This window comes from Streptomyces sp. NPDC043685, from assembly GCF_056436585.1.
Map to the genome: position 1 here is coordinate 391313 of NZ_JBWKCH010000007.1, position 21494 is coordinate 412806.

Genomic DNA, 21494 nt, shown 5'->3' on the forward strand with positions numbered 1-21494 from the left:
CGGGCGGTTGTGGCGCGCCGGTGCCTGGCAGGGGTCGGGGCTGCCGTGCGCGTGCCGGTGACTAGCCGGGCCGTCCGGCGGTCCGCAGGCGGCGCGCTCGGAGACACGGCCGCCCTCCCGGAGTCGTCCGGGAGGGCGGGTGCCGGGGAAGGGTCAGCCGTTGCGCGGGCCGGGGAAGGCCGTCGGCCGCACCTCGTCGCGGAGGGCCGGGCTGCCCGCGGTCGGCTGCGTGGGCATGGAGCGGGCCGCGGGGACCGTCGGAACCGTGGGGAGCCCGGGAGGCACGCCGACCGTGCGGCTGCCCGACGGCTCCGGGGTGCGCTCGGGCTCGACCGCGGCCGTCTGGGCCGTGGCGCGGCGTGCGCCGTAACGGCGGTGCACCGCCTGCTTGGTGACTCCGAGCGCGGAGCCCACCGCGTCCCACGAGAAGCCGAGCGAGCGGTCGAAGTCCACGGCTGCCGTGACCAGGGTCTCGACACTGTCCCGCAGCTCCTGGGCGAGACGGACGGTCGGGGCGGGTGCGCGTCCGTAGACGACGAAGCCCGTGGAGGGGCCGGAGCGGCGCGGGCGGTAGACGTTGCCCAACTGGGCGGTGAGGGTGCGCAGTGCGTCCACCTGCCGGCGGACCCGCTCGATGTCCCGCACCAGCAAGTGCAGGCTGGCCCGAGCCTGGGCGTCGTGGGTTGCGTGGTCGGCCATGAACAAGCCTCTCGAACCGGCGTTGAAAGGAATGGGCCGCGATCGTGGCCCGCTGTGGTCAACTCTGTCTTGACCAACGCGGATTCGCTCCGCTGGTCACGGTGTGGGGGCGCGGGGGCATATGCGTGCGCCCGTTTGCGCGGGACGTGCGCCTCGGTCCGCGGCCCTCGGGCCCGGGTCTCCCGTAAGGGGGAGAGCGCCCTCGGCGGCTTTGCGTTTCCGGCTCATAGACTTGGGCGTCGCCCGTCAGCCGCCCCCGTCCGAGAGGCTCCCACCACCCCATGAAGCTCGTCTTCGCCGGTACACCCGAGGTCGCCGTTCCCGCCCTGGACGCTCTGCTCGCCTCCGGGCGGCACGAGGTCGCCGCCGTCGTCACGCGGCCCGACGCGCCGGCCGGGCGCGGACGCAGGCTCGTCGCGTCGCCCGTCGCCGAGCGGGCGGAGGAGGCGGGGATCGAGGTGCTGAAGCCCGCGAAGCCCAAGGACCCCGAGTTCCTGGAGCGTCTGCGGGAGATCGGGCCGGACTGCTGCCCCGTCGTCGCTTACGGGGCGCTGCTGCCCCGGGTCGCCCTCGACATCCCGGCGCAGGGCTGGGTCAATCTGCACTTCTCCCTGCTGCCGGCCTGGCGCGGCGCGGCCCCGGTGCAGCACGCCATCATGGCCGGGGACGAGATCACCGGCGCGTCGACCTTCCTGATCGAGGAGGGGCTCGACTCCGGGCCGGTGTACGGCACGGTGACCGAGGAGATCCGGCCCACCGACACCAGCGGTGACCTGCTGACCCGGCTCGCCTTCGCCGGGGCCGGGCTGCTCGCGGCGACCATGGACGGCATCGAGGACGGCACGCTGAAGGCCGTACCGCAGCCGGCCGAGGGGATCAGCCTCGCCCCGAAGGTCAACGTCGAGGACGCGCACCTCGACTGGAACGCCCCCGCGCTGCGCGTGGACCGGATGGTGCGGGGCTGCACCCCGGCCCCCGGCGCCTGGACCACGTTCCGCGGTGAGCGCCTCAAGCTCATCCAGGTCGCGCCCGTGCCCGACCGGGCGGACCTCGCCCCCGGGCAGATCGCCGCCGCGAAGAACAACGTGTACGTCGGGACCGGTTCGTACGGCGTCGAGCTGCTGTGGGTGCAGGCACAGGGCAAGAAGCCGATGCGGGCGGCGGACTGGGCGCGCGGGGTGCGCATCGCCGAGGGCGAGCGGCTCGGCGGCTGAGGCCGGCCCGGGCGGGGACCGCGACGCGGACCGGCGCACCGCTGCCGGTCCGCCGGTCCCGCCCCGCTCCCGGCGGCGTAGGCTGGACGGCGCACTTCTTCTCACCCCCGGAGCACCTTTTTCGTGAGCGAACAGCCCCGCCGAGCCCGCACGTCGGGCAAGCCCTACCGCCGGCCCAAGAAGGACCCCGTCCGCATCCTCGCCTTCGAGGCGCTGAGGGCGGTGGACGAGCGGGACGCCTACGCCAACCTCGTCCTGCCGCCCCTGCTGCGCAAGGCGCGGGAGAAGGAGGGCCCGGAGACGTTCGACGCCCGGGACGCGGCGCTCGCCACCGAGCTGGTGTACGGGACGCTGCGGCGGCAGGGGACGTACGACGCCGTCCTGGCGACCTGCGTGGACCGGCCGCTGGGCGAGGTCGACCCGCCGGTGCTGGACGTGCTCAGCCTCGGCGCGCACCAGCTGCTCGGCACCCGGATCCCGACGCACGCGGCCGTGTCCGCGACCGTCGAGCTCGCCCGGGTGGTGCTCGGCGACGGCCGGGCCAAGTTCGTCAACGCCGTGCTGCGGAAGGTCGCGCAGCACGATCTGGACGACTGGCTGGAGAAGGTCGCGCCCCCGTACGACGAGGACCCCGAGGACCATCTCGCCGTCGTCCACTCGCACCCCAGGTGGGTCGTCTCCGCGCTGTGGGACTCCCTGGGCGGCGGGCGGGCCGGCGTCGAGGACCTGCTGCGCGCCGACAACGAGCGGCCCGAGGTGACCCTGGTGGCACGGCCCGGACGGGCCACCCCGGAGGAACTGCTGGAGGAGGACGCCGCCGAGCAGGGGCGCTGGTCGCCCTATGCCGTGCGGCTGACCGAGGGCGGGGAGCCGGGCGCCATCGCGGCCGTGCGCGACGGGCGCGCGGGTGTGCAGGACGAGGGCAGTCAGCTCGTGGCGATCGCCCTCGCCAACGCGCCCCTGGACGGGCCCGACCGGCGCTGGCTGGACGGCTGCGCGGGACCCGGCGGCAAGGCGGCGCTGCTCGGAGCGCTGGCCGCCGAGCGGGGCGCCCTGCTGGTCGCCTCCGAGAAGCAGACGCATCGCGCCGGACTCGTCGCCAAGGCGCTGGACGGGAACCCGGGGCCGTACCAGGTGATCGCCGCGGACGGAACGCGCCCGGCGTGGCGGCCCGGCAGCTTCGACCGGGTGCTGGTCGACGTGCCCTGCACCGGCCTCGGTGCCCTGCGCCGCCGCCCGGAGGCACGCTGGCGGCGCCGCCCGGAGGACCTGGAGGGCTTCGCGCCGCTCCAGCGGGGGCTGCTGCGCACCGCCCTGGAGTCGGTGCGGGTCGGCGGTGTCGTCGGCTACGCGACCTGCTCGCCGCACCTCGCCGAGACCCGGGCCGTGATCGCCGACGTGCTCAAGCAGCACCCGGACACGGAGCTCATCGACGCCCGCCCGCTGCTGCCCGGCGTGCCGGACCTGGGCGAGGGGCCCGACGTGCAGCTCTGGCCGCATCTGCACGGGACCGACGCGATGTACCTGGCGCTCATTCGCCGGACCGGCTGACTCCCGCGCCCACAACCGCCCGGTCCGGCCCGCCGCCGTCCCGGCGCGCCAGCCGGTGCGGCCACCACACCCTCGGCCCGACGTCCAGGAACAACGACGTCACCAGCACCGAGCGGACGATGAAGGTGTCGATGAGGACGCCCAGGGCGACCGTGAAGCCGATCTCGGCGAAGGCGACCATCGGAAGGGTGCCGAGGGCGGCGAAGGTGCCCGCCAGGACCAGGCCGGCCGAGGTGATGACCGCTCCCGTGGCCGCCAGACCCGTGATGACGCCCGCCCTGGTGCCCTGGCGGGCCGCCTCCTCGCGGATGCGGGTGGTCAGGAAGATGTTGTAGTCGATGCCCAGGGCGACCAGGAACACGAAGACGAACAGCGGGAAGTCGGTCGCCTCGCCCGCGTAGTCGAAGACGTACCGGAACGCCAGCGCGCTGATGCCGAGTGCCGCCGCGAACGACAGGATGACCGTGCCGATCAGCAGCAGCGGGGCGATCAGGGCGCGCAGCAGGCCGCACAGGATCAGCAGGACGACCAGCAGCACCAACGGGATGATCAGCAGGTTGTCGTGCGTGGTCGCCTCGTCCATGTCCAGCAGGGCCGCCGTACCGCCGCCCACCTCGGCATCGGCGTCCGGCACCGCGTGCACGGCGTCCCTGACCCGTTGGACCGTCTGTTTGGCGGCCTCGCTGTCCGCGGGGGCGGTCATGGTGGCCTCGAAGAGGACCTTGCCCTCGAAGACCGGCCTGGTGCCGGGCGGCAGGCCGAGGGACTGCGGGACCACGCCCTCGGTCGCGGCGACCGCGCGGCCCACCCGCACGGCCTGCGCCCGGTCGCTGACGATGACCAGGGGGGCGCCGCTGCCCGCCGGGAAGTAGCGCGCCGACACCTCCTGGCCGGTGATCGAGTCGGGCTTCCCGGTGAAGGCGTCCGCGTTGCCGATGCCCTCCGCGCGCAGCTGGATCAGGCCCAGCGAGCAGACCGCCAGCACCAGCGCCGTGACGCCCCAGGTCAGCCGGGGACGGCGGGCGATACGGCGGCCCGTGCGGGCCCAGACGCCCCGCTCGGTCGGGTCGGGACTGCCGTGGTGCGGGATCACCGGCCAGAAGATCCAGCGGCCGAAGATCACCAGCAGGGCCGGGAACAGGCTCATCATCGCCAGCAGGGCGACCGCCACGCCGATCGCGGCGACCGGGCCCAGGCCGCTGGTGGAGTTCATCTCGGCGACCAGCAGCACCAGCATGCTCAGCACGACCGTCGCGCCGGAGGCCAGCACGGCCGGGCCCGCGCGGTGCAGCGCCAGGGCCATCGCCTCGTGCCGGTCCTCGTGCCGGCGCAGTTCCTCCCGGTAGCGGGCCACCAGCAGCAGGGCGTAGTCCGTCCCGGCCCCGAAGACCAGCACCGTGAGGATGCCGGCGCTCTGGCCGTTGACCGTCAGACCGCCGTGCTCGGCCAGCAGGTAGATCAGTGCCTGCGCGGTGAACAGCGCGCAGACCACCGCGACCAGGGGGACCAGCAGCAGGGTCAGACTCCGGTAGGTGATGAGCAGCATGACGACGACGACCGCCATCGCCGACAGCAGCAGGGTCGAGTCGATGCCCTCGAACGCCTCGGCGAAGTCCGCGGACGTGCCGCCGGGGCCGGTGATGTGCACGCTCAGCCCGCCGCCGCCCTCACCCACGTCGTCCCGGATCGACTCCACGGCGGGGGAGATCCGCTCCCAGCCCTCCTCGTCCATCATGATCGGCACGAAGACCTGGGCCGCCCGCGGATCGGCCTGCCGGTCGAACACCGGCCCTCGCGTCTGCTCACCGAGGATGCCGTGGTCACGCAGCTGCTTGAGCTGCCGCACGTCCTCGGCGATCTCCGCCCGGTCCTGCCCCGTCAGGCCGCTCTCGCGCGCGTAGATCACGACCGCCGGGATCTGCTCCGGCCGGAAGTCCTCGGAGATCCGCAGCACCTGCGTCGACTCCGCGGAGCCCGGCAGCCAGGACGCCGCGTCGTTGTCCTGCGCGTCGGTGAGTTTCATGGCGAACGGCGCGGCGATGAACAGCACGACCACCCACAGGCCCAGGACCAGCCACTTGGCCCGCCGCCCGCAGACGAGGTGCGCGACGCCCTGCTTCATGTCATTCCCCTCCGCGAAGACACCGGTACGGGGCGCGGGGAACCACACGACGAACCACGTGAGTCCCGCAGCCGGCAGACCAGCCGGGACCGATGCCCACAACCCCCGAAGGGCATGGCAGTCTTAGGACATGGCCGCGCAGATCAACCCCAGCATCCTGTCCGCAGATTTCGCCCGCCTCGCGGACGAGGCGAAGGCCGTGGAGGGAGCCGACTGGCTCCACGTCGACGTCATGGACAACCATTTCGTCCCGAACCTCACGCTCGGCGTGCCGGTCGTAGAGTCGCTGGCCCGTGCGACGGACACCCCGCTGGACTGCCATCTGATGATCGAGGCCCCCGATCGATGGGCGCCGCAGTACGTGGAAGCGGGGGCCGGTTCCGTCACCTTCCATGTCGAGGCCGCCGCAGCACCGGTCCGGCTCGCCCGGGAGATCCGCGCCAAGGGCGCCCGCGCCTCCATGGCGCTGAAGCCCGCGACCCCCATCGAGCCGTACGAGGACCTGCTCCCCGAGCTCGACATGCTGCTGATCATGACGGTCGAACCGGGCTTCGGGGGACAGGCCTTCCTCGACATCATGCTTCCGAAAATCCGCCGCACCCGCGAGTTGATCAGCAAGCACGGACTGGAGCTCTGGCTCCAGGTCGACGGCGGAGTTTCCGCGTCCACCATCGAGCGCTGCGCCGAGGCCGGAGCCGACGTCTTCGTGGCCGGATCGGCGGTCTACGGGGCAAACGACCCGGCCGAGGCGGTACGTGCACTACGCACGCAGGCGGACGCGGCGACGGCGAAGGCCTCCTGGGCCTGCGACCACTGAGCCACAGCAAAGTGAACGGCTCTCATCAGGGCTGATCGACCGCGCCGGATCTGCAAGGATGAACGGCGAATCCAGAGTGTGAACAGCAGTGAGGAGAACGCCGTGTCGGGTATGTCGGCGGGCCGGTCAGCCATGCGGATGGGACCCGCTGAGCTGGTGCAGGCGGCGGCCATGGCCCGCCGCTTCTACCTCGAGGGCAAGTCCAAGATCCAGATCGCGGAGGAGTTCGGCGTCAGCCGCTTCAAAGTGGCCCGGGTCCTGGAGACCGCCCTCGAACGGGATCTCGTCCGGATCGAGATCCGTGTGCCCGCCGAGCTGGACGCCGAGCGCTCGGACGCGCTCCGCGCCCGCTACGGCCTCAGGCACGCCGTCGTGGTCGAGTCCCCGGCCGAGGCCGAGGAGACGCCCGACCCCGAGAACCTGGGAGAAGTGGCCGCCGACCTGCTCGGCGAACTGGTCGACGAAGGAGATGTCCTCGGCCTGGCCTGGGGCCGCTCCACCATCCACATGGCGGCGGCGCTCGACCGGCTGCCGCCGTGCACGGTGGTGCAGCTGACGGGCGTGTACGACGCCGGGACCGCCGAACGCGGCTCGGTCGAGGCCGTACGCCGCGCCGCCCAGGTGGCCGGCGGGGACGCCCACCCCATCTACGCGCCCATGCTGCTGCCCGACGCGGCCACGGCCGCGGCGCTGCGCAACCAGACGGGCATCGCCCGGGCCTTCGAGCACTTCGACAAGGTCACCGTCGCCTGTGTCTCCATCGGGTCCTGGGAGCCGGGCATCTCCACGGTGCACGACATGCTGAGCGACGAGGAGCGCGCGCACTATGCCTCCCTCGGGGTCGCCGCCGAGATGTCCGCGCACCTCTTCGACGCCGACGGCCGCCGGGTCGGCCGGGACCTGGGCGAGCGGTGCATCACCGTCAAGGCCGACCAGCTCCGCCGTATCCCCGAGGTCGTGGCGATCGCAGGCGGGCAGCGCAAGGGGCCCGCGATCGACGCGGTGCTGCGCTCCGGGCTCGTCACCAGCCTGGTGACGGACACGTCCGCGGCGGACTACCTGATGACGGCCGGACCGGCGCCGAAGCCCGCGCTCAACCGGTCCGACCCGGACGGAGTCTGACGGGTGGCCGGTCAGGCGCACGGCGTGCACGATCCGGCGGGCCGGATCGTGCTCGTCCTGGACCTCGACGGGGTCACGGACAAGGCGGGCCTGATGGACCGCTGCGTCCGTGACCTGGCCCTGCCCGACTGGTTCGGGCGCAACTGGGACGCCCTCGCCGACTGCCTGGCCGACCCCGCCCTCTGGCCCGAGGAGGCCGGGGAGCGGGGGCTGCTGGTCGTCGTCCGGGGCTGGCGGACGTACGCCGAGACGCGGCCCGACGAGTGGCAGGTCGCCGAGGAGATCTTCGCCGAGGCGACGGACCAGGGCCCCGGGCTGTTCGTCACCCTCGGCCTTGGAGAATCCTCCGAGAGGCCCCCTGACCAGCCTGGATGATCTGCTGGGGGTCGTTCGGGCGTCGGCCATGGGAGAATGAAGTACGTGCTCTTTCCCCCTGGCCGGCCGGTCCGGGGGTCACCTCTGATCGACTGGGATGTGCAGCACGTGCGTTTCCTCAATGACATACAGCCCGGGTACGACCTGACGTACGACGACGTCTTCATGGTGCCGAGCCGCTCCTCGGTGGGCTCACGGCAGGCCGTCGACCTCAGCTCCCCGGACGGCACGGGCACCACCATCCCGCTCGTCGTCGCCAACATGACCGCCATCGCCGGCCGCCGCATGGCCGAGACCGTGGCCCGCCGCGGCGGCCTCGTGGTGATACCGCAGGACATCCCGAACGACGTCGTCACCGACGTCGTCTCCTGGGTGAAGAGCCGGCACCTCGTGCTGGACACCCCCATCATCCTGTCCCCGCACCAGACCGTCGCCGACGCCCTGGCGCTGCTGCCCAAGCGGGCGCACGACGCCGGTGTCGTCGTCGACGAGAACCACAAGCCGGTCGGCGTGGTCACCGACGCCGACCTGTCCGGCGTGGACCGCTTCACGCAGCTCGCCGAGGTCATGTCCCGGGACCTGCTGCTCATCGACGCCGACATGGACCCGGGCGAGGCCTTCGACACCCTCGACCACGCCAACCGCCGCTACGCCCCCGCGGTGAACCAGGACGGCACCCTCGCCGGCATCCTGACCCGCAAGGGCGCCCTGCGCGCGACGCTCTACACGCCGGCCACCGACGCACAGGGGCGGCTGCGCATCGCCGCCGCCGTCGGCATCAACGGCGACGTGGCGGGCAAGGCGCAGCAGCTGCTGGACGCCGGAGTCGACGCCCTCGTCATCGACACCGCGCACGGCCACCAGGAGTCGATGATCAGCGCCCTGAAGCTGGTGCGCGACCTCGACCCGCAGGTGCCGATCGTCGCGGGCAACGTGGTCGCCGCCGCGGGTGTGCGCGACCTGATCGAGGCGGGCGCGGACATCGTCAAGGTCGGTGTCGGCCCTGGCGCCATGTGCACCACGCGCATGATGACCGGCGTCGGCCGGCCGCAGTTCTCCGCCGTCCTGGAGTGCGCCGCCGAGGCGAAGAAGTACGGCAAGCACGTCTGGGCCGACGGCGGCGTCCGCCACCCCCGTGACGTGGCCATGGCCCTCGCGGCCGGCGCGTCCAACGTGATGGTCGGCTCCTGGTTCGCGGGCACGTACGAGTCCCCGGGCGACCTCCAGCACGACGCCCAGGGCCGCGCCTACAAGGAGTCCTTCGGCATGGCGTCCGCCCGGGCCGTGCGCAACCGCACCTCGGAGGAGTCCGCGTACGACCGGGCCCGCAAGGCGCTGTTCGAGGAGGGCATCTCCACCTCCCGGATGTTCCTCGACCCGGCCCGCCCTGGCGTCGAGGAGTTGATCGACTCGATCATCGCGGGCGTCCGCTCCTCCTGCACCTACGCCGGTGCGGGCTCCCTGGAGGAGTTCGCCGAGAAGGCCATCGTCGGCATCCAGAGCGCCGCCGGCTACGCCGAGGGCAAGCCGCTGCACGCCAGCTGGAACTGACCCGCCCCACGCACGCGCGCAAGGCCCCCGAGAACACTCGGGGGCCTCGCGCATGCGTGGGGCCCGCCGTCGGCGTAGGGAGCCTCTGACGGCTCGGATGCAACACTCGTCAGCCGCCCCGCAACGAACACCCGTCCAGCCCCGGGGAACGCAATGATCTTGCGGGGATGCGCAAGGTTGCTGCATTTCGACAGCAACGCCGTTGCTCATAGGCTGTCGCCTCGTACGTGGCGTGGCGGGGACTCCGCTCGGTGGGTCCCTGCTCAAGGGCGTCCCCGGTCCCCGCCGCCCTGACCGGCAGCGAAAAGGAGCCAGCGCGTGCTCGACCAAGGCGCACCCCCGCAGAACCAAGGCCAGACAGCCGCTTCCGCGCCCCCCGGGACCGGCGCGCGCCTCATGCGCCGCAAGCCCGTGGAACGCCTGGTGGCAGAGGGTGGCCAGGGCGAGGGAGGGTCGCTGCGCCGCACCCTCGGACTGTGGCAGCTCACCATGATCAGCATCGGTGCCACCCTCGGCACCGGCATCTTCGTCGTCCTCGGCGAGGCCGTCCCGAAGGCGGGCCCGGCCGTCACGCTCTCCTTCGTCATCGCCGGCCTCACCGCCCTGTTCTCGGCCCTTTCCTACGCCGAGCTCGCGGGCACCATCCCCGTCGCCGGCTCCTCGTACTCGTATGCGTACGCAACGATGGGTGAGCTGGTCGCCTGGATATGCGGCTGGTGCCTGGTCCTGGAGTACGGCGTGTCGGTCGCGGCCGTCGCCGTGGGCTGGGGCGAGTACCTCAATGAACTGCTCGACGGCACCATCGGCGTCACCATCCCCGACGCCCTGTCCGCCCCGCCCGGCGACGGCGGCGTGTTCAACCTGCCGGCGCTGATCGTCGTGCTGCTCGCCATGGCCTTCCTGCTGGGCGGCGCCCGCGAGTCCGCCCGCGCCAACACCGTCATGGTCGTCGTGAAGATCGCCGCGCTGGTGATGTTCTGCGCCATCGGCGTGCAGGGCTTCCGCTCCGGCAACTACGAGAACTTCATGCCGCTCGGCATGGCCGGGGTCAGCGCCGCCGGCGCCACGCTGTTCTTCTCCTACATCGGCTTCGACGCCGCCTCCACCGCCGGTGAGGAGGCCAAGAACGCCCAGCGCGACCTGCCCCGCGCGATCATGCTCTCGCTGGTCATCGTCACCGCGCTGTACGTCCTGGTCGCGGCCGTCGCCGTCGGCGCCAAGCCGTGGAAGAACTTCACCGACTCCGAGGCCGCCCTCGCCCAGATCATGCGCGAGGTCACCGGGCAGACCTTCTGGGGCACGCTGCTGGCGTTCTGCGCCGTCATCGCCATCGCGAGCGTCGTCCTGACCGTGCTGTACGGCCAGACCCGCATCCTGTTCGCCATGTCCCGCGACGGCCTCGTGCCCAAGGTGTTCGCCAAGGTCCACCCGAAGACCGGCGCCCCGCGCGCCAACACCCTGATCGTCTCCCTGTTCTGTGGTGTCCTGGCCGCCGCGATCCCGCTCGGGCAGCTCGCCGACGCCACCAGCATCGGCACCCTGTTCGCCTTCGCCCTCGTCAACGTGGCCGTCGTGGTGCTGCGCCGCACCCAGCCGGACATGCCCCGCACCTTCCGGGTGCCGCTGTCCCCGGTCCTGCCCGCGCTGGGCTTCGCCTTCTGCCTCTGGATGATGGGCAGCCTGTCGACCGTGACCTGGGTCGTCTTCGGTGTCTGGATGGCCGTGGGTCTCGTGTTCTACTTCGGGTACGGCTACCGCCGTTCCCGACTCGCGCCATCCGAAAAGTGATCAACCCACTGTGCTGAACGATCTCGACGAACGCATCGTGCACGCCCTCGCCGAGGACGCCCGCCGCTCCTACGCCGACATCGGCTCGCTCGTCGGCCTGTCCGCGCCCGCCGTGAAACGGCGCGTGGACCGGCTGCGGGCCACCGGAGCCATCACCGGCTTCACCGTACGCGTGGACCCGGGCGCCCTCGGCTGGGAGACCGAGGGGTTCGTCGAGATCTACTGCCGCGGGAACACCTCCCCGGAGACCATCCAGCGGGGCCTGGAGCGCTACCAGGAGGTCGTGGCCGCCTCGACCGTCACCGGGGACGCGGACGCGATCGCCCAGGTCTTCGCCTCCGACATGCGCCACTTCGAACGGGTCCTGGAGCGGATCGCCGGGGAGCCCTTCGTCGAGCGGACCAAGTCCGTGCTCGTGCTCTCGCCGCTGCTGCGCCGCTTCTCGTCGGGCTCGCCCACGTAACTCCGTGGCCCGCACCGGCCGCGACCCCCTAGCCTGGGTGTCATGACCCGGCGACATTGATCCACCAGCCGTGCCTCCCGAGGACCGCCTCGGCCGCCGTACCTCCGGCGTCCGATCCGTCCTTCCGGGAAGGCCTCATGACACTCTCACCCGCACGCGTGCCCGCCACCGGCGTCCGGCGGCTGACGGCCACGCTGTACGGCTACGCGTTCCTCGACGACTTCGTCCTGCTCTACCCGGTGTACGCGCTGCTGTTCGCCGACACCGGGATGTCGCTCTGGCAGATCTCCTCCCTGTTCGCCCTGTGGTCGGTCACCGCCGTGCTGCTGGAGGTCCCCTCCGGAGCCTGGGCCGACATCGTGTCGCGCCGCAGGCTGCTGTGGATCGGCCCGCTGCTCACCGCCACCGGCTTCGCGCTGTGGGTGGCCGTCCCGTCGTACGGGGCGTTCGCGGCCGGATTCGTCCTGTGGGGCGCGGGCGGGGCGCTCGGCTCCGGCGCTCTGGAGGCGCTGGTCTACGACGAACTGGACCGGCTCGGCGCCGCCGGCCGCTACGCGCGCGTCATGGGCCGGGCCCGGGCGGCGCGGCTGCTGGGCACCGTGGCCTCCATGGGCCTGGCGGGGCCCGTCCTCGCCCACGGCGGCTACGCGGCGGCCGGTGCCGCCGGTGTCCTGTCCTGTGTGCTGACCGCCCTCACCGCGACCCGGTTCCCGGAGCACCGGGCGCGGCCCGAGGGCCCCGCCGACAGCTGGGCGACCACCGTGCGCGCCGGACTCGCCGAGATCCGCGGGGACCGTGGCGTGCGCGGCGCCCTGCTGCTGGTGCCCGCCGTGGCCGCGGTGTGGGGCGCGCTGGACGAGTACACACCGCTGCTGGTCCGGGACATCGGCGTCGCCGACGCCACGGTGCCCTACCTGATCATGCTGATCTGGGCGGGCGTCACCCTCGGCAGCCTCCTGACCGGCCCGGCCGAACGCCTCGGCACGACCGGCCTCGCGGTGCTGCTCGCGGGTGCCGCCCTCGCCCTCGCCCTGGGGGCCCTGACCCGTTCCCTGGCCGGTGTGGCCCTGGTGAGCCTCGCCTTCGCCGGGTTCCAGCTGTCCGAGGTGCTCGCCGACGTCCGTCTCCAGCACCGCATCGACGAGTCCCGCCGGGCCACCCTCACCTCCGTGGCGAGCCTGGGCACCGAGCTGGCCACGGTCGCCACGTTCGGTGTGTACGCGCTGCTCGGCACCGGCCTGGCGCACGGCACCGTCTTCGCGGTCCTCGCGATTCCCTACCTGGTGACGGCCCTGGCGCTGGCTAGATCTCGGGCCGCCACGGCACGACCGTGAAGTCGCCCGTCCCCTTCCTGACCTTCTCGAAGGGGGCGGAGCTCACACACTTGGGCAGGCCCTCCGTCTCGGCGGGACTGCCCGTGGACGCCCAGCTGTAGCCGAGCCGGTCGTGGCGTCCGAGGTCGTGCACGGTGACGCCGACCCGCTTGCCCTCGGCGCCCGGGAGATCGGACTCGGTGACGACGCCGGAGACGACGGCCACCTTGCCGCCGGTCACCAGGCAGTCGACCTTCACCTTCGCCCGGGCGCCCTCGCCGTTCAGGTAGTGGCTGAACTCGAAGGTGCCGGTGGCCTTCATCGGATCGGCGGTGTCCCGGGCCGCCAGATGGGCGTCGAAGGAGAACGTGATGTCGTCCCCCGCCGAGCGGTACAGCTTGGCGGTGCCGGTGAGGGCCGCGGCCTCCCGCTGCCGGGGCGCGTCGGACGCGGTCGCCGCCGAGGCCGCCCCGGCCGTGAGCAGCAGCGCGGACCCCAGCACGACGATCTTCGCAAAGCGCTTCATTGCGTTCCTTTCCGCAGGCCGGATGGACAGCTCTCACTCTCCCGGCCCGACGGGGAACGGACATCGCGCTCGGGGCGGGACCCCGCCTCCGCCGTACGGCGGGCGAGACGGAGCGGGCCTGCCCTCCCAGGAGGAGCCGGGTACGACCCCGGGGCGCGCAACGAATCGCCGCCCGGCCCGGCACGCACGCAATGAACCGTTCACCGGCGCGCAACGGCTCCTGCTTGTCCGCCCTGGTCAGCCGCCCGTACCGTCTATGTGGCCCCTCCAACGACCCCGTGGGCCCCCCGACCCCCTTTCGCCCGGTGAGGATCACGCATGCGCACCGCCCTGCTCCAGAGCTCCGGCCGCCCCGGCTCGACCGTCGAGAACCTGAAGGTCCTCGACGAGGCCGCGGGCCGGGCCGCCGCCGCGGGTGCCGGGCTGCTCGTCACGGCGGAGATGTTCCTGACCGGCTACGCGATCGGCGACGGCATCGGACGGCTCGCGGAGCCCGCCGACGGCGACTGCGCGGACGCGATCGCCGAGATCGCCACGAACCACGGCCTGGCGATCGCCTACGGCTACCCCGAGCGGGCCGGCGACACCGTGTTCAACTCCGCCCAGCTGATCTCCGCCGACGGCACCCGGCTCGCGAACTACCGCAAGACCCACCTCTTCGGCTGCTTCGAGCGCGACCACTTCACGCCCGGTGACCAGCCGGTCGTCCAGGCCGAGATCGGCGGCGTGCGCGTCGGCATCCTCATCTGCTACGACGTGGAGTTCCCGGAGAACGTCCGCGCCCACGCCCTGGCCGGCACCGACCTGCTGGTGGTCCCGACCGCGCAGATGCATCCATTCCAGTTCGTCGCCGAGTCGATGATCCCGGTGCGGGCCTTCGAGAACCAGATGTACGTCGCGTACGTCAACCGGGTCGGCCAGGAAGGCGAGTTCGAGTTCGTGGGCCTGTCCACGCTCGCCGGCCCCGACGGGATCGCCCGCACCCGGGCCGGGCGCGGCGAGGACCTCGTCCTGGCCGACGTCGACCCCGCCTTCGTCGCCGCCTCGCGCGAGGCCAACCCGTACTTGAGCGACCGGCGGCCCGGCCTGTACCGGCCGCTCGTCTGACGCCCCCTGAACCGCCCGTTCGTACCCGTGCAAGGAGTCCGTACCCCATGACGTCCACCGTGCCCAACGCCGTCGAGCACGCTGACGCGCAGCAGCCGCCGATCACCATGTTCGGCCCGGACTTCCCCTACGCCTACGACGACTTCCTCGCCCACCCGGCCGGTCTCGGGCAGATACCCGCGACCGAGCACGGCACGGAGGTCGCCGTCATCGGCGGCGGCCTGTCCGGCATCGTCGCCGCGTACGAGCTGATGAAGATGGGCCTCAAGCCGGTCGTGTACGAGGCCGACCAGATCGGCGGCCGGCTGCGCACGGTGGGCTTCGACGGCTGCGACGAGTCCCTCACCGCCGAGATGGGCGCCATGCGCTTCCCGCCGTCCTCCACGGCCCTCCAGCACTACATCGACCTCGTCGGCCTCGAGACCCGGCCCTTCCCCAACCCCCTGGCCGAGGCGACCCCCTCGACCGTCGTCGACCTCAAGGGCGAGTCGCACTACGCCGAGACCATCGAGGACCTGCCGCAGGTCTACCGGGACGTCGCCGAGGCCTGGGGCCGGTGCCTGGAGGAGGGCGCCGACTTCTCCGACATGAACCGCGCCCTGCGCGAGCGGGACGTGCCGCGCATCCGCGAGATCTGGTCCAAGCTCGTCGAGAAGCTCGACAACCAGACGTTCTACGGCTTCCTCTGCGACTCCGAGGCGTTCAAGTCCTTCCGGCACCGGGAGATCTTCGGCCAGGTCGGCTTCGGCACGGGCGGCTGGGACACCGACTTCCCCAACTCCATCCTGGAGATCCTGCGCGTCGTCTACACCGAGGCCGACGACCACCACCGCGGCATCGTCGGCGGCTCCCAGCAGCTGCCGCTGCGCCTGTGGGAGCGCGAGCCGCAGAAGATCGTCCACTGGCCGCTCGGCACCTCGCTCGCGACCCTGCACGAGGGCGGCGAGCCGCTGCCCGCCGTCACCCGGCTGCACCGCACGGCCGGCAACCGCATCACCGTGATCGACGCGCGCGGCGACATCCGCACCTTCAAGGCGGCCGTCTTCACCGCCCAGTCCTGGATGCTGCTGTCGAAGATCGCCTGCGACGACTCGCTCTTCCCGATCGACCACTGGACCGCGATCGAGCGCACCCACTACATGGAGAGCTCCAAGCTCTTCGTGCCGGTCGACCGGCCGTTCTGGCTGGACAAGGACGAGGAGACCGGCCGGGACGTCATGTCGATGACGCTCACCGACCGTATGACGCGCGGCACTTACCTGCTCGACGACGGCCCGGACAAGCCCGCTGTGATCTGCCTGTCCTACACCTGGTGCGACGACAGCCTGAAGTGGCTGCCGCTGTCCGCGAACGAGCGGATGGAGGTCATGCTGAAGTCGCTCGGCGAGATCTATCCCAAGGTCGACATCCGGGCGCACATCATCGGCAACCCGGTGACCGTCTCCTGGGAGAACGAGCCCTACTTCATGGGCGCGTTCAAGGCCAACCTGCCCGGCCACTACCGCTACCAGCGGCGCCTGTTCACGCACTTCATGCAGGACCGGCTGCCCGAGGACAAGCGCGGCATCTTCCTCGCCGGCGACGACATCTCCTGGACGGCCGGCTGGGCCGAGGGCGCCATCCAGACCGCCCTCAACGCCGTCTGGGGCGTCATGCACCACCTCGGCGGCACCACCGACCCGACCAACCCGGGCCCGGGCGACCTCTACGACGAGATCGCGCCCGTCGAGCTGCCGGAGGACTAGGGCCTGTCGTTTGGATCATGCCGGCGTCGCGGGGCGTGGCACGCACATCTGCCGCGTTGTCGTCGGTTGTCAACGCTCCGCGTTGACGCCCTCCTCCGCCTTGCATCTGCACGCACCACGCCCCGCTCGGGTCGCCGAGAGGCGCAGTCACTCTCGGCCGACCTGATCCAAACGACAGGCCCTAGCCCCGGAGTGGCGGCCCGGCCAGCGGTGTGAGCAGCATGCGCCCAGCGAAGCCCACCGCCGTGTCCAGGCGTTCCGTGAACTCCTCCGCCACATCGGGGAGTTCGCGCAGGACCCACAGCGCCCGGGCCGCCGTCCACGCGGCGTCCCGGGCCCGCTCCAGGCTCCAGGAGCCGAGCAGATGGGTCAGCGGGTCCGCGATCCGGAACAGGTCGGGGCCCGGCATCAGATCGTCGCGGATGCGCTCCTCCAGCGACACGAGGAGATCGCCCACCATGTCGAACTCGTCCTCCAGGTCGACGGGTGCGCAGCCGAGCGTACGGCAGGTGTCCACGACGGCCAGCGCGAGATCGTGCCCGATGTGCGCGTTGATGCCCGCCAGCGCGAACTGCAGCGGCCGTACCCCGGGATGGCGGCGCAACTGGAACAGCGGCCGCCAGCAGGCGGGCGGACGCCGCTCGTCGGCCACCGACTCGACGGCCGCCAGATACCGCTGCGCGAACCGTACGTCCAGCGTGATCGCGGCGTGGGCGTCCGCGAACCGCCCGGTGTCCACACAGCGGTCCACCGCCTGCGTCACGGCGAGGTAGACGCGGTTGAAGACCGCCACCCCGTCCGCGGGATGCAGGGTCTCCTGGAGCGCGCGCATCCGGGAGATCACTGCGTCGACCGGAGTGTCCACGGCTGGGGGGACTTGTTCGCATCGCGGCATGCGGGCAGAGTCGCAGCTCTAGGCTGGCGGAGGTACCGGCGGGCCCGGCGCTTCCCCGAAACGGGGGAACACCGCCCGCCGCAGGGGGAGGGGGAGCAGCACCGTGTCAGGCTCGCGCGCCCGGCGCCTGGCCGCCCGCAGGGCCGAGCGCAGGCGGGCCGCCCGGCGCGCCGCCATGGTCGCGACGGCCTCGCTGGTGGTCGCGGCCGGTGCGGTCGCGGGGGTCCTCGCCGCGTTCGACGACCGGCGGGCCCCGGACGAGGCCGCGCCGCCCCGGGTGTCGGCGTCGCCGCGCCCGGTGCCCCTGCCGGCCGTGCCGTCGTCCTCCGCGCCGGCCGCCGACCCGTCCGCCACCCCCTCGCCGTCGCCGACCGCGCACCGTACGCGCAGCTCCGCGCCGCCGAGGACGGAGAAGAAGCGGGAGCGCACCACCACCGTGGCCGGCCGGCTGTACCGCCACCCCGACTCCCAGGTGCTGGAATGGGTCCGCTCCCATGCCGGCGACCCCCGGCACGCGGTCATCGCGTCCCGTATCGCCGAGCAGCCCGCGGCGGTCTGGTTCGCCGACTACTCCCCGCGGACCGTCACCGCCCGGGTCGCCGCGGTGACCTCGGGCGGAGCCGCGCTGGGCCGGGTGCCGGTCGTCGTGCCGTACGCGATCCCCGGCCGGGACTGCGGCGGCCACTCCCAAGGCGGGGCGCCCGACCTGGACGCCTACGACGCCTGGATCGACCGGTTCGCGGCGGGGCTGGGCTCCGGCGAGGTCGTCGTCGTCCTGGAGCCGGACTCGGTCGCCCAGACCGAGTGCCTCTCCGCCGGTGACCGCGCGGACCGCTTCGCCTCGCTGGCCCGGGCCGGCCGCGTCCTGAAGGCCGCCAACCCCCGGGCCCGGGTGTACTTCGACGCGGGGCACTCGGGCTGGAACGCGCCCGGCAAGCAGGCCGCCTGGCTCCGGCAGGCCGGTGCCGCCTCGCCCGAGTCGTCCGACGGGATCTTCAGCAACGTCTCCAACTTCCACACCACCGCCGACGAGGTCGCCTACGACCGGCGGGTCCTCGACGCGCTCGGCGGACCGGCGAGCCTCGGCGCCGTCATCGACACCAGCCGCAACGGCAACGGCGCCCCGCCCGATGGCCAGTGGTGCGATCCGGCGGGCCGGGCGCTCGGCCGGACCCCGACCCTGACCACCGGCGAGGCCCGCATCGACGCCTACCTGTGGGTGAAGCTGCCGGGGGAGTCGGACGGCTGCAAGGGCAGCCCCGGGACGTTCACCGCGTCCTACGCCTACGACTTGGCGTCGTCGTAGGAGGAGGTGCCCTCGTCCAGCAGCGGCGCCTGCGTCTTCAAGTGGGCCGGGGCGAAGGCCCGCAGGGCGTGGTAGCCGGTGATGACGACGATCGTGCCGAGCGCGATCCCGCTCAGCGAGAACGTGTCGGTGAACTTCAGGGAGACGTTGCCGACACCGATGATGATGCCCGCGGCGGCCGGGACCAGGTTCAGCGGATTGCGCAAGTCCACCTCGGCGTTGATCCAGATCTGCGCGCCGAGCAGGCCGATCATGCCGTACAGGATGACGGTGATGCCGCCGAGCACCCCACCCGGGATCGCCGCCACGACCGCGCCGAACTTCGGGCACAGGCCGAACAGCAGGGCGAAACCGGCGGCGGCCCAGTAGGCGGCCGTCGAGTACACGCGGGTCGCGGCCATCACGCCGATGTTCTCGGAGTACGTGGTGTTGGGCGGGCCGCCGACGGCGGTGGACAGCATCGAGCCGACGCCGTCGGCCGCGATCGCCGTACCGAGCTTGTCGTCCAGCGAGTCGCCGGTCATCTCACCGACCGCCTTCACGTGCCCGGCGTTCTCCGCGACCAGCGCGATGACGACCGGCAGGGCGACCAGGATCGCCGACCACTCGAACGACGGGGCGTGCAGGCTCGGCAGCCCGATCCAGTCGGCCGTGCCCACGCCGGACAGGTCCAGCCGCCAGTGGTCGGTGAGCCTGCCGCTCGCGTCCACCGAGTGGATCTTGCCGAAGACCAGGTCGAACACCCAGGAGATGCCGTACCCGAAGACCAGCCCCAGGAAGATCGCGATCCGGGACCAGAAACCCCGCAGGCAGACGACCGCCAGACCGGTGAACAGCATCACCAGCAGGGCCGTCCACTGGTCCTGCGGCCAGTACGTCGAGGCCGTCACCGGTGCCAGGTTGAAGCCGATCAGCATCACCACCGCGCCGGTCACGATCGGCGGCATCGCGGCGTGGATGATCCGCGCCCCGAACCGCCGCACGGCGAGCCCCACCAGGAACAGCGCGCCCCCGACGACGAACACCGCGCCGGTGACGGTCGCGCTGCTGCCGCCCTGCGCGCGGATCACGGCCGCCACACCGACGAAGGACAGCGAGCACCCCAGGTAACTGGGCACGCTGCCCCGGGTGGCGAGCAGGAACACCACGGTCGCGACGCCCGACATCATGATCGCGAGGTTCGGGTCCAGGCCCATCAGGACCGGGGCCACGAAGGACGCCCCGAACATGGCGACGACATGCTGGGCACCGAGCCCGGCCGTGCGCGGCCAGGAGAGCCGCTCGTCGGGGCGGACCACCGCGCCGGGCGCCGGGGTGCGCCCGTCGCCGTGCAGTTTCCAGCGGACGCCGAGATCCATGGTGCGGTTCGCTTTCGTCGTACGTGCGAGTGTCCGGACCATTGTCGGGGTGGGCTGGGTGCGGGGGTGACCGGGGTGTTCTGGTGTCGTCCCGGGTCGGGGGCTCGGTTCAGGCTTGGTGCCGGTCACGCCCGAGTCGGCTCAGAGCCGCCCGTCGACCGACGCCCCACCTCGGCTCAGCTCGCGTGGCGGTCACGGCCAGGGCCGGCTCAGGACCGGGCCGACCCAGGACCCGGCCGACTCAGGACCGGCCGACTCAGGACCGGCCCGTTCGAGGGCGCTGGTCAGCGACCGCCGTGTCCGGGTGGCCGATCTTCGTTCGCTCGCCCGGGCGCAGCACCCCCGCGAACGCCACCAGGCCGCACGACAGCGCCGTCACCAGGCAGAACGACACCATCAGGCTGGTCGCCTGGGCCAGCATGCCGATCGCGCTCGGCGCGACCAGCCCCGAGGTGTAGGTGATGGTCGCGACGCCAGCGATGGCCAGGCTCGGGTTGGCACCGCTGCGGCCCGCCGCCGCGAAGCACAGCGGCACGACGACGGCGATGCCGAGCCCCATCAGCGCGAACCCGCTCATGGCCACCGCCGGATGCTCCGCGAGGACGATCAGCAGCCCGCCGAGGACGGCGAAGACACCGCTCGCCCGCACCGTGCGCACGGCCCCGAAGCGGTCCACGATCTTGTCACCGGCGAGCCGGGCGACGGCCATGGTGAGCGTGAAGCCGGTCGTGCAGGCCGCGGCGAGACCGGCCGAGGTCTCCAGCTGCTCGCGCAGGTACACCGCCGACCAGTCCAGGCTCGCGCCCTCCGCGAACACCGCGCAGAACCCGATCGCGCCGATGAGCAGCGCCGAGCGGGGCGGCAGCGCGAACCGCGGCGGCGGCTCCTCGTCCTCCGCGGGCTGGAGGTCGAGCACCCACCGGCAGGACAGCACGCCGACGACGGTGAGGATCGCCGCGGCCAGGACGTGGTGCAGCCGGGCGTCCGAGCCCAGGTGGGCGGCGAGCGTGCCGGCCGCCGAGCCGACGAGGGCACCCGCGCTCCACATGCCGTGCAGCCCGGACATGATCGACCGGCCGAGGCGGTTCTCGACCTCGACGCCCAGCGCGTTCATCGCCACGTCCGCCATGCCCGCCGTGGCGCCGTACGTGAACAGGGCCAGGCAGAGCGTCAGCAGGTTCGGGGCGAGGGACGGCAGGACCAGCGACAACGTCCACAAAGCGATCAGACCGCGCAGCGCGTTGCGGGCGCCGAAGCGGTGGCTGATGCTGCCGGCGAGCGGCATCGCCACGGACGCGCCGAGCGCGGGGAAGGCCAGCGCGATCCCCAACTGACCCGCACTCACGCCCGCGTGGTCCTGGATCCAGGGCACGCGGGTCGCGAACGAGCCGGTGACGGCGCCGTGCACGGCGAAGACGGCGGCCACGGCGTACCGCGACCGCCTCACCTCGCGCTGTTCGTCGACCACGTTGCCCATTCTGCGGTCCCCCTCCGGGTCTCTGCCGTGCTCGCGGCTGGTCCGCGCGTAAACTATCAGGAACC

The 21494-nt window shown here is 72.5% G+C and carries 18 protein-coding genes; 12 read left to right on the forward strand and 6 right to left on the reverse strand.

Features of this window, described 5'->3' with window-relative positions:
* Positions 1-153: 153 nt before the first annotated feature.
* Positions 154-699 (reverse strand): hypothetical protein, encoded by a 546-nt coding sequence (locus AC0665_RS24980; protein ID WP_468410129.1) that lies wholly within the window; start codon positions 697-699, stop codon positions 154-156.
* A gap of 281 nt (positions 700-980) precedes the next feature.
* On the opposite strand from AC0665_RS24980, the gene fmt reads away from it, so the two are divergent.
* Both fmt and AC0665_RS24990 read left to right on the forward strand, forming a co-directional pair.
* The gene (gene fmt, locus AC0665_RS24985) at positions 981-1913 is read left to right on the forward strand and encodes a methionyl-tRNA formyltransferase (protein ID WP_478606388.1); all 933 of its coding nucleotides are present in this window, start codon (positions 981-983) and stop codon (positions 1911-1913) included.
* Between the two features lie 123 nt (positions 1914-2036).
* A complete protein-coding gene (locus AC0665_RS24990; RefSeq protein ID WP_468410125.1) occupies positions 2037-3464 on the forward strand; it encodes an RsmB/NOP family class I SAM-dependent RNA methyltransferase in 1428 nt (475 codons plus the stop codon).
* Here the strand turns inward: AC0665_RS24990 and AC0665_RS24995 are convergent.
* Positions 3445-5586, reverse strand: coding sequence for an MMPL family transporter (locus AC0665_RS24995; RefSeq protein ID WP_478705799.1), 2142 nt, complete (start codon positions 5584-5586; stop codon positions 3445-3447). The two genes, AC0665_RS24990 and AC0665_RS24995, sit on opposite strands and share 20 nt — an antisense overlap.
* A gap of 130 nt (positions 5587-5716) precedes the next feature.
* Here AC0665_RS24995 and rpe point away from each other — a divergent pair, with 130 nt between their 5' ends.
* The 7 genes from rpe (at position 5717) to AC0665_RS25030 (ending at position 13036) form a co-directional block, all read left to right on the forward strand.
* A complete protein-coding gene (gene rpe / locus AC0665_RS25000; RefSeq protein ID WP_363121132.1) occupies positions 5717-6403 on the forward strand; it encodes a ribulose-phosphate 3-epimerase in 687 nt (228 codons plus the stop codon).
* Positions 6404-6481: 78 nt separating this feature from the next.
* Positions 6482-7525 (forward strand): sugar-binding transcriptional regulator, encoded by a 1044-nt coding sequence (locus tag AC0665_RS25005; protein WP_363121133.1) that lies wholly within the window; start codon positions 6482-6484, stop codon positions 7523-7525.
* Positions 7526-7528: 3 nt separating this feature from the next.
* Complete coding sequence (locus tag AC0665_RS25010; RefSeq protein WP_478705800.1) at positions 7529-7900, forward strand: barstar family protein; 372 nt, start codon at positions 7529-7531, stop codon at positions 7898-7900.
* A gap of 108 nt (positions 7901-8008) precedes the next feature.
* Positions 8009-9451, forward strand: a complete 1443-nt coding sequence (locus tag AC0665_RS25015; RefSeq protein ID WP_478705801.1) for a GuaB1 family IMP dehydrogenase-related protein — start codon at positions 8009-8011, stop codon at positions 9449-9451.
* A gap of 318 nt (positions 9452-9769) precedes the next feature.
* On the forward strand, positions 9770-11239 hold the full coding sequence (locus AC0665_RS25020) for an amino acid permease (protein WP_468410116.1): 1470 nt from the start codon (positions 9770-9772) through the stop codon (positions 11237-11239).
* 10 nt (positions 11240-11249) lie between these two features.
* The gene (locus AC0665_RS25025) at positions 11250-11702 is read left to right on the forward strand and encodes an Lrp/AsnC family transcriptional regulator (RefSeq protein WP_104778814.1); all 453 of its coding nucleotides are present in this window, start codon (positions 11250-11252) and stop codon (positions 11700-11702) included.
* 137 nt (positions 11703-11839) lie between these two features.
* Positions 11840-13036: an MFS transporter gene (locus AC0665_RS25030; protein ID WP_478705802.1), complete on the forward strand. Its 1197-nt coding sequence runs from the start codon at positions 11840-11842 to the stop codon at positions 13034-13036.
* Here the strand turns inward: AC0665_RS25030 and AC0665_RS25035 are convergent.
* A complete protein-coding gene (locus tag AC0665_RS25035; RefSeq protein WP_478705803.1) occupies positions 13005-13541 on the reverse strand; it encodes a Repetin in 537 nt (178 codons plus the stop codon). The two genes, AC0665_RS25030 and AC0665_RS25035, sit on opposite strands and share 32 nt — an antisense overlap.
* A gap of 318 nt (positions 13542-13859) precedes the next feature.
* Here AC0665_RS25035 and AC0665_RS25040 point away from each other — a divergent pair, with 318 nt between their 5' ends.
* Positions 13860-14648, forward strand: coding sequence for a carbon-nitrogen hydrolase family protein (locus AC0665_RS25040; RefSeq protein WP_468410110.1), 789 nt, complete (start codon positions 13860-13862; stop codon positions 14646-14648).
* Between the two features lie 47 nt (positions 14649-14695).
* Positions 14696-16393: a flavin monoamine oxidase family protein gene (locus AC0665_RS25045; protein ID WP_478705804.1), complete on the forward strand. Its 1698-nt coding sequence runs from the start codon at positions 14696-14698 to the stop codon at positions 16391-16393.
* A 181-nt stretch (positions 16394-16574) separates the two neighbouring features.
* On the opposite strand, the gene AC0665_RS25050 is transcribed toward AC0665_RS25045, so the two are convergent.
* The gene (locus AC0665_RS25050) at positions 16575-17288 is read right to left on the reverse strand and encodes a DUF5995 family protein (protein ID WP_478606373.1); all 714 of its coding nucleotides are present in this window, start codon (positions 17286-17288) and stop codon (positions 16575-16577) included.
* 175 nt (positions 17289-17463) lie between these two features.
* Between AC0665_RS25050 and AC0665_RS25055 the strand changes: the two genes are divergently transcribed.
* Positions 17464-18594 (forward strand): glycoside hydrolase family 6 protein, encoded by a 1131-nt coding sequence (locus tag AC0665_RS25055; protein WP_478606836.1) that lies wholly within the window; start codon positions 17464-17466, stop codon positions 18592-18594.
* On the opposite strand, the gene AC0665_RS25060 is transcribed toward AC0665_RS25055, so the two are convergent.
* Positions 18573-19952 carry a uracil-xanthine permease family protein gene (locus AC0665_RS25060; protein WP_478606370.1) on the reverse strand — a complete coding sequence of 460 codons (1380 nt, stop codon included), beginning with the start codon at positions 19950-19952 and terminating at the stop codon, positions 18573-18575. The two genes, AC0665_RS25055 and AC0665_RS25060, sit on opposite strands and share 22 nt — an antisense overlap.
* Positions 19953-20208: 256 nt before the next feature.
* The gene (locus tag AC0665_RS25065) at positions 20209-21429 is read right to left on the reverse strand and encodes an MFS transporter (RefSeq protein WP_478606368.1); all 1221 of its coding nucleotides are present in this window, start codon (positions 21427-21429) and stop codon (positions 20209-20211) included.
* Between the last annotated feature and the right edge of the window lie 65 nt (positions 21430-21494).